General features: G+C 45.4%; 7 protein-coding genes and 1 pseudogene. 2 read left to right on the top strand and 6 right to left on the bottom strand.

Annotated elements, in window-relative coordinates:
• On the top strand, positions 1 to 300 hold a 300-nt coding region (locus DWU89_RS20920; RefSeq protein ID WP_208642481.1), incomplete at its 5' end, for a hypothetical protein.
• Between the two features lie 148 nt (positions 301 to 448).
• Here DWU89_RS20920 and DWU89_RS16625 read toward each other — a convergent pair.
• Positions 449 to 814 carry a helix-turn-helix domain-containing protein gene (locus tag DWU89_RS16625; protein ID WP_115500758.1) on the bottom strand — a complete coding sequence of 122 codons (366 nt, stop codon included), beginning with the start codon at positions 812 to 814 and terminating at the stop codon, positions 449 to 451.
• Between the two features lie 42 nt (positions 815 to 856).
• Positions 857 to 940: pseudogene (locus tag DWU89_RS16620) on the bottom strand (type II toxin-antitoxin system HigB family toxin); the annotation flags it as partial.
• A 142-nt stretch (positions 941 to 1,082) separates the two neighbouring features.
• On the opposite strand from DWU89_RS16620, the gene DWU89_RS16615 reads away from it, so the two are divergent.
• Positions 1,083 to 1,850 carry an AAA family ATPase gene (locus tag DWU89_RS16615; protein WP_115500756.1) on the top strand — a complete coding sequence of 256 codons (768 nt, stop codon included), beginning with the start codon at positions 1,083 to 1,085 and terminating at the stop codon, positions 1,848 to 1,850.
• Here the strand turns inward: DWU89_RS16615 and DWU89_RS16610 are convergent.
• The 4 genes from DWU89_RS16610 to DWU89_RS16595 form a co-directional block, all read right to left on the bottom strand.
• A complete protein-coding gene (locus tag DWU89_RS16610) occupies positions 1,847 to 2,962 on the bottom strand; it encodes a glycoside hydrolase family 88/105 protein (RefSeq protein WP_115500755.1) in 1,116 nt (371 codons plus the stop codon). The two genes, DWU89_RS16615 and DWU89_RS16610, sit on opposite strands and share 4 nt — an antisense overlap.
• Positions 2,963 to 2,980: 18 nt before the next feature.
• The gene (locus DWU89_RS16605; RefSeq protein ID WP_208642483.1) at positions 2,981 to 4,174 is read right to left on the bottom strand and encodes a DUF2264 domain-containing protein; all 1,194 of its coding nucleotides are present in this window, start codon (positions 4,172 to 4,174) and stop codon (positions 2,981 to 2,983) included.
• A 96-nt stretch (positions 4,175 to 4,270) separates the two neighbouring features.
• On the bottom strand, positions 4,271 to 5,965 hold the full coding sequence (locus tag DWU89_RS16600) for a RagB/SusD family nutrient uptake outer membrane protein (RefSeq protein ID WP_115500753.1): 1,695 nt from the start codon (positions 5,963 to 5,965) through the stop codon (positions 4,271 to 4,273).
• 12 nt (positions 5,966 to 5,977) lie between these two features.
• Entirely contained in the window at positions 5,978 to 9,019 is a 3,042-nt protein-coding gene (locus tag DWU89_RS16595; RefSeq protein WP_115500752.1) for a SusC/RagA family TonB-linked outer membrane protein, read from the bottom strand.
• Between the last annotated feature and the right edge of the window lie 144 nt (positions 9,020 to 9,163).

Below are 9,163 nucleotides of genomic sequence, written 5' to 3'. Positions count from 1 at the left end.
CGTTTTATTTTCAAATATTCGATTCTCCGGGAGTTAAGCTTTATCACTTTGTCGGCGTTTCCGGCTTTCGGCAATCATATTGCACACTTTTCGAAACGGGCTGCGCACCTCGTTTTTCTTGTTGTCAGAAAGAGGAGCTTAAACCGTGAAAAGAGTCAATCCAAAATCGATCAAGATTTCGGACGAAATAGAAAAACGGCAAAAAAGGGGGTTATTGTAATATCCATCCGAGGAGTCGGGTGCGGAAAACTATCTTATATGTCTCCAAAAAAAGCTTTACCCCTCATCACTGAGACATAAAGCCCAAACACGTAAATCAGTTATTAAAAAAACGAAGCAGTGTTATATAATCATGTGTCTATAAGTGTATCCTCTCTTATTTGCCGGCAAAGTAACGGCACGCCTGTTGCATGGATGTGACAGGAAGAATACAATTCAGTTGAAAGTTCTATACACCCAATACAATATTAGCATCAATATTCAGTTTTCGGCTCATCTCTCTGGCAACCTTCAATGTCGGTTCGCATTTACCGGAGAGATATTCACTGACACGCGACGGGCTTACGTTCAATAATTCTGATAACTTTGTTTGGGTAAGGCTCATTTCGTACATACGAAGTTTAAGAACATCCACCAGTGAAGGAGTTTGTACAGGAAAATGTTCTTCTTCATAATCGGCAACTAAATCTGAAATCAAATCAAGTTCAAGGTAATTCCTATCGTCAGTCGGAGTATTATTGTCCACGACTTTCAATAGCTCTTCAATTCTATCACAAGCCGCCTTGTACTGTTTTTCAGTTTTAATCTTTCCCATATCAATAAACAGTTTATAAGTGTGTCTCACTAATTCAATATTTTATACCGAAGAACAATCTATTTTATCATATTCTTTATGCGTGCCTATAAAACGAATAAATACCTTCTTCGCAGCAAAGATAATATAGTTTTTTTCTGAAAATCAAAATATATTTCCAATATACGAAAAAGCCGTGCTTAAATCGGATTTACTTCCGTATCTTAGTCCCCAGAAAGCCCGGCTTTCCCTAATTTTCAATTATCAATTATCAATTTTCAATTACCAAGTGGTTTATCTAAAGCAAATCAAACTAATCAATCCGGAGGAAGTATCGGGACCGGTGGAAGATCTGAAATATCCGTACAGGGCGGCAGCCGTGCGGTATATGGACAAGTTGGTGTTTACGAAACCGGTTACTTTCCTGGTGGGGGAAAACGGGATCGGCAAATCGACACTGTTAGAAGCAGTCATGTATAAATATGAGATGCGGGATGAAGAAGCGCAGGGGATGTTGAACGACGGCGACGAGAGCCACAAGGTCCTTGCCAACGTCCTGCCGGATCAGATCCGCCTGGTGGAAGTGCGCAAGCCGGACGACCATTTCTTTTTCCGCGCCGAATCGTTCTTCGACCATGCCCGTGAGATCGATGCCCGCTCGATGCGCGACATCCTCAAATATGGCCGCGACTATTCGCTGGGACGCTACGGAGGGCGCCGACTGCTCGAACAATCGCATGGCGAGAGCTTCCTCAACACATTCCTCAACTACGGGGAACGGAACATGCTCTATATCCTGGATGAACCGGAATCGGCCCTTTCCCCGCAGCGCCTGCTATCGCTGCTGGTGCGGATAAAAGAGCTGGTCGACCAGGGATGCCAGTTGATCATCTCCACCCATTCGCCTATCCTGATGGCTTATCCCGGCGCCGACATCTATAACATAGATGAAGACGGTGCCCGCCTCACTCCTTTCGAGGAGACGGAACACTATCAGCTGACTAAATATTTCCTGACGCACACCGAGCAGATGTTGCGGGAGTTAGGGATCGACTAATCGAGGAAACGGCACATCTCGCAGGCAGCAAGCAGGAAAGCGCCTACTCCGAAATTGGAGGTAGAACCGGCATTCACTACTTGTCCGGGGATGGCTTTCTCGCCTATCGGCTGCACATATCCGACCTTTCCGTCCGCCTGGAGCGCGACAGTGGTCAGATAGTCCCAACCTTTCAAGGCTGCGGGCAGATAAACTTCCTGATCGAGATAGCCATTATTGACTCCCCAAAGAAGAGCATACGTGAAGAATGCCGTCCCGCTGGTTTCCGGTCCGGGAGCATGAGCAGGGTCGAGCATACTGCGCGTCCAATAGCCTTCCGGCTGCTGGCAGTCCACAACAGCCTTTGCCATTTTCCGGAAACGGCAAAGATACTCGACCCGGTGTGTATCCGCTTGCGGAAGTTCTTTCAATATCTTCGCAAGACCGGCCAACACCCATCCGTCGCCACGTGCCCAGAAATCTTTCTTGCCGTTTACACTCGTATGCTTCGGGTAAACATATTTGGCATCACGGTAATACAGACAGGCATCTTTGTCGTACATAATACTGTTGGCATAATTAAAATACTCATGCAACTTTTCCAGATAAAGCGGGTCGCGGGTGATCTTATACAGTTTGGTCATCACCGGCATTACCATATATAATCCGTCGGCCCACCACCAATAATCGTTGCGGGTCGTGCTCATCTGGTATTCCATCACCTCACGGGCACGGGCGATCTTCTTCGGGTCGGGCTGCAGTAGGTATAAATCCGCATAGGTCTGAAAACAGATCTGCCAGTCCCCGAATAGGACATATTCGTCGGTCTCGCCATAGCTGTATTTCCAGTTTGCCTTATCATCCGACTTGGCCCCTTTCCATTCGTTATGTTCCGCCCAGGCTTCGGAATAGCGGAGATAAGATTCTTTCCCCGTCAGGAAATAGGCTTCCATATTTCCCGTATGGTAAGCGGCATTATCCCAGAAAGCCCTTTCGGGAACAGGATTCTGCGCTTGCCAATGGTCATTGACCCGGTAGATGATATCCACTACCTGCTTTTTCGTCCACTCCTTTTGGCTGAAACCGCTGGCAGGAAACACAAACAGGACCAGTAGCCATATATACTTATTCATATGAGTCACAATTTAGAATTAATACTCCACCGGGTAATCTTTATTAAACCGGACGTTGGCAAATGCTTTCCTGGCAGTCCAATCCTGCGGTTCCACCGTCCAGAACGAATCATCGGCGGGAAGTCCCAACGGAAGGAAACTCTCGGAGGTGATATACATACTGCCATTGTTGCTGTACCAATCCCCTAATTCCGGCTGATGTCCGGCAAAGCCGATCGTCAGGAAACCGTCGTCCGTGAAATTGGTCGGATTGCTGAAGATACTCTTATGCACAGCCGTTAGTGCAGCTCTGACCTGTCCTTCCGGCAACTTTTCCGGTAGCTGCTTGCGGAGCGCCATCAGAGAAAGCGCCTGAAAAGCTCCGGTACGGTACGTTAGCGAACGTCCGAACGGCGGGAATGTCCCTTCCGGTGACACCAGCCGTTCGAGATGTTCGGCATAACGCCGGATACGCTGAAGTGCTAATCTGTACGTATCCTCCTTCACAACCTCTCTATTTACCAAAACCTCTAATACCTCCACCAACATGGGGTGGATCACAAATGAGTTATAATAATCGAAATGGAAACGTTCACCGTCGGCATACCAGCCGTCTCCCACGTACCACTCGTTTATCTTCTTGATCGTCAAATCCAGACGCATCGGGTCATAGTCTTCACCTACCATCATCAGGAATGCTTCGTTCATGGCGGCAAAAAGCAACCAGTTCGTGTACGGAGGCTTTACCCGGCGCAGTTGTTTCAGTTCAGCTATAATGCGTTGTTTCGTCGTTGCATCAAGCGGTTCCCACAACTGTTTCGGCGCCCGTATCAGAGCGTTTGAAAAGTATGCGGAATCGACCAGCGGTTGGCCTTCGTTCCGCCAGAGCAGGTAATCCAGACTATCCGGATCGACCGAATGCGCATAACTCGCCAATGCCCATTCGCGCAGTTGTTTCCGCTGTTTCCCTTCTTGTGTATCGTCGTCCGGCAAGCTCAACCAAGGCGCCAGTCCGGACATCAGGCGTCCGAAACATTCCATATAGGTAACGCCTTTATCGCGCCCATCCCAGTTGGGACTTACCTCGACTGTCATCTTCTTCCTCAGCTCTCCTTTTGCCATATTCGACAGTACAGGCGAGGCGATCTTATACATCAGGCTTGTCCAATACAAGCGGTCGCTCATCTCCGCTTCCGGCACCTTTTTCCTCTTCTTCTCCGGCTCTCCCGCCATCGTTAAAGAAAAAGGGCTACAGGCCACCACTCCTGTGGCGCCTGTAGCTGCTATTGTTTTTATGAAGTTACGTCGTTGCATAACAATGAAGTCCGATTAATAACCAGGGTTCTGTTCGAGGACTGCATCCTTATTCAACTGGATTTCCGTCAAAGGAATAGGAAGCAAAGTATGTTTATTTGCATCAAATCCGGATAATTTCTTACTATTGTCCAATTCGTTCCAACTGTTCAGCATCATGCTCACACGATTATCAAGTTCACCGGTACGCATTAATGTAAACCGACGGTTCTCTTCTCCTACAAGTTCACGGATACGCTCATCCAGAATAAAATTGATGTCAATCATATCGGCTGTCACTTTACCTGCCGACGGATTATTCTGACGGTATTCCTGGAAAGCACGATCGCGTAACACATTGATATCATCGGCTGCTCCCTGAGTGTTACCCTGGCGGAAACGAGCTTCGGCACGAAGCAGATAAGTCTCTGCAAAACGCATCATCGGGAAGTCTTTAACAAGAGCATAACCGAAATCATCCGTTACATCATATCCGCCCCATTTAGTCGTGTGAGGATAAAACACATTTAAGGTATCGCCTTTATGCGGGATTACTTGATCGCCGGTCTTTATGGTGATATTTCTTATTCCTTTATCCTTTTCTACTTGCCATCCGTCAGCATCCAGACCGATTTCCATAGAGAAATCAGGTTTGTTATACCACATCACACGACGGATATTGAAATTAGAATTACGGATATCTCCCTCTTCTTCAAACAAACCATATTTCACATAATTGCTCAAACGCAAGCGCCCGTTACCACGTCCACCGATGGAATCGGCATTCACCATGCCATCCAACTTATGAAAAGCAGGAACCCAATTACGGCGTTGTTGCGGATTATCGATAGTTCCACCACTTACAGATGCATTATATTCCATCTCGAATGTCCAAATGCCTTCCGTATTGCCTTCACTGCGGCGCTGGTTACCCCAACGGAACATATCATGATAATAATCACCGGGGTCACCGGTATATTTGCCATAACGTCCGGAAATAAGTTTGTATTGGCCTCCCTCGATGATGGGCGTCAAAACATCTTCAGCCTTTTTAAAATAAGAATTATCACGCATCCCGATCCGCAGATAAGTTTCACCTGCCAGTTGGCGGGCTGCATCTTTGCTGATACGGCTTTCCTTAGCCAAAGCTGTAACCTCCGGCAAATTCTCTACTGCATAGACAAGATCTTCTTCAATCACCTTATCGATTTCGGTAACAGCTTCACGGACATAATCCGTACGCGGAGTCGTAGCCGACTCAATTACCAAAGGTACATCCCCCCAACCAGTGACAAGCTGGTTATAAGCCCAGGCGCGGAAAAACTTAGCTTCTGCCACCAAAGCCTTATCGCCGTTTTCTTCTTCGGCTGTAATGATCTGATTGGAGCAGTTGATTATATCATAAAGCATCGTCCATAAATAGCTGACACCGGCATTTTCACTATTCAATTCCGCATAGCGGTAAAACGGGTTCTCAACTCCCTGCGTATCACCGGGTGCACCGACATCGGTTCCGACCTGCCATATTCCGGGATATCCCTGGTTACCCGAGTATCCGAGAATACAACCTACTTTATAATGTATTCCCAAGATCTTAGCATTCACATCTGCTACATCAGTTCCATAAGATGAATACATTTTTTCATTCAGGAAGCTGTCACTGCACGACGTGTTGCCAATCATTAATACAGATGCAGTGAAAGAAGCGAATAATATATCTTTAATTTTCATCGTTCTTCAATTTTAAAATGTTAAGTTAATACCGAATACATAACTTTTAGTCATCGGATAGTTATCCTCCCAATCTCCGCTACCACGTGAATCCTGGCGGGTTTCAGGGTCCCAACCGATCCAATCGGTGAACGTAAACAAATTACGTCCGCTGGCATAGATTGTCAAGCCACCGAGATGCGCTTTTTGCATCAGTTCGGACGGGAATGTATAGCTCAAAGTTATGTCTTTGATACGGGTAAAGCTTGCATCTTGAGCGAAGCCATAACCATGTTTATTTGATTGCTTACGCAACGAACGCCATTCATTGCTCTTATTTTCCGGAGTCCAGTAGCCGATCTCGGTAGTGGAATTACGACGTCCCATTTCATCACCGGCTATACCGATCAGGTTATTGTACTTCATCAAACCTTGGACAGTTTGGATAAATACGCTTAACGACAGTCCCTTATAAGTAAATGTATTGGTTAATCCGCCGATCCATTTCGGAGTGGTTTGTCCCTTTACATGACGGTCGTCATCATCAATTTTTTCATCGCCATTACGGTCTGCCAATTTCACATCACCGGCTTCAGCTGTCGAATCCCACTTTTCATGATCGCCACGTGCTATTTCATCTTCCTGCCAAATACCCACCTGGTCATAGTCGTAAATGACACCAATAGGCTGTCCGATAAACCATCTGTTACCCAAATCGTCTTTCCCGTCACCATACAAATCAGTGATTTTATTCTTGTTCCAAGAGAATACCAAGCTGGTTCCCCAAGTAAAATCGCGTGTCACGATATTTTTAGAGTTCAAAGTAAGTTCAACCCCCTTGTTCTGTGTCTCACCCATATTGGCATATACATTGCTGTAACCCGAAATTCTCGGTAAGTTACGTTGCAGAAGCAAGTCGGAAGTTTTGGAGAAATAAACATCAATGTTACCAGACAGACGATTATTCCAGAAACCAAAATCAAGACCTGTATTAAACGTCTTGGTCGTTTCCCAGGAAAGGTCATTATTACCCATACGTGAATTAGGATACAAGCCTACAACCGAATTGCCTCCCATTGCAAACTTATGATTATCAAGTTTTACAAGCGTCTGATAAACGCCGATAGCCTCATTACCAGCCATACCATAAGAGAGACGAAGTTTCAAATTGCTCAACCAGTCATTTGTTTTTTGCATAAATGATTCACGTGCAACGTTCCAGCCCAAAGCTACAGACGGGAACACTCCGTATTTATTGTTTTCTCCAAACACGGAAGAACCGTCGCGACGCACTGTAAAGGTAAACAGATAACGACTGTCGTAAGAATAATTAACACGTCCCATTTGGGAAACGGTAGTATAGAGGTCTGCATAAGAAGTGACAGTAGCCGTTTCTGCACTACCGAGGTTTCCGAATGACAAATCATCATTAATGAATTTCTGCCCTTGTGCAGAAGACTCGGAATATTTCTTACGTGAAGCGGCATAAAGTCCGGTCAGATCGATATGATGTTTACCGAAATCACGGGTATAAGAAAGGATATTCTCGATTGTATAAGTCTGCGTTTCGGCATTAAAAATCTTACCGGTACCATTCAGGTCATTGGCTGTTGCCCCGCTATAAGTACTTTCACGTTTAGGCGCATATGAGAAACCACCGTTGAATTTATACTTCAACCCGGTAAGCGGATTGAATATTTTACCGAAATCCAGTTCTGCATATCCGTTGATACTTGCATTCCATTGGCGGCGTTCAGCATCACGGGTAGTATAAATCATCGGGTTAACAAACATAGTTTCACTATACATATGATAAATCTCATAATTCCCGTTATCATCATACTCTTTAGCCCAAGGTGAAGAAGCTTCGGCCAAAAGGAAGTTAACACGTCCTCCGTCACGATTGTGTGAGGCAATGTATGTATTTGATCCGACTTTCAGATAATCAGTAACATCTACATCAAGGTTTGTACGTAAGGAATAACGTTTATAGTCGTAACCGACCAAAACACCTTTTTGACTCAGGTAGTCGGCAGAAACATAATATTGTACTTTTTCGGCACCACCGCTAACGCTGACATTATGGTCCGTAATAATACCGGTACGCGATGCTTCATCATAAATCCAGTCTGTTTCAATACCGGCATTGTAGTTGTCTACTTCGGCTTGATACTTCACATTCTCATTATACATCGTCTCACCCGGATTAATAGCAACATAGTCTTTATAACGCTGAATAATTTGATCGCCGTTACAGAATTGCAGTTTATTGGAGAAATCTTCAAAACCTACATAGCCGCTATACTTGATAGTGGGTTTCCCAGACCTACCATGCTTGGTCGTAATCAAGATAACACCATTCGCCCCATTTGTACCATAAATGGCAGTTGCCGAAGCATCCTTCAGGATTTCCATCGACTCGATATCCGAAGGAGCTATATCATTCAACGATCCACCGGTTTTGTTGATAGGCACTCCGTCGACTACGATATACGGACCGGAATTGGCATTAATTGAGTTTTGTCCGCGTACCAATGCTGTCGGAGCATCTCCAGGAATAGACGACGCTTGTGTGATCGTCACACCTGCAGCCGCACCCTGTACAGCCTGTAATACGTTTGTTACCGGAAGCTTTTCAAGGCGTTCCTTTGATACCGACGTTACCGAACCCGTCACGTCCGATTTCTTCTGAACACCATAACCGACCACGACTACCTCGTCAAGCATCTCACTGTCTTCCTTTAAAAGGATGTTCAGGTCTGTCTGATTTTTAACAGGGATTTCCTGTGCCACATACCCGATATAGGAGATAGAGAGGATAGCTCCGGCGGGAACTTCCAAAGAGAATTTACCATCGATATCGGACATGGTTCCGTTCGTGGTACCTTTGACAATAACATTTGCACCGATAACCGGTTCGCCTGTTGCATCTTTGATCACACCTGTGATTTTTTTCACTTGTTGCAGAACGGCTGAACTTTCGTGCCGCGATACATCTGCTTCAGCTGCGTTACCGTACAGTACGGGGCCAACACTCAAGAGTGCAACGGCCAAGGCTAAGCTTTGTGCTTTCATGCATTAAAAATTAAAATTAGTACTTGTGGTTCAAATTTTCTGCCAGCAAAGGAAAGGCTCTTTTCTTACTATATATGGGAAAGATGATTCAAAAAGGTAAGTTCTACACTCATACACCAGAATCAAACCTTTTTGAATTATAAT

Source organism: Parabacteroides acidifaciens (assembly GCF_003363715.1).
Lineage (GTDB): Bacteria > Bacteroidota > Bacteroidia > Bacteroidales > Tannerellaceae > Parabacteroides > Parabacteroides acidifaciens.
The sequence above is the reverse complement of the archived record's forward strand: the minus strand, read 5'-3'. Positions and strand labels throughout refer to the sequence as shown.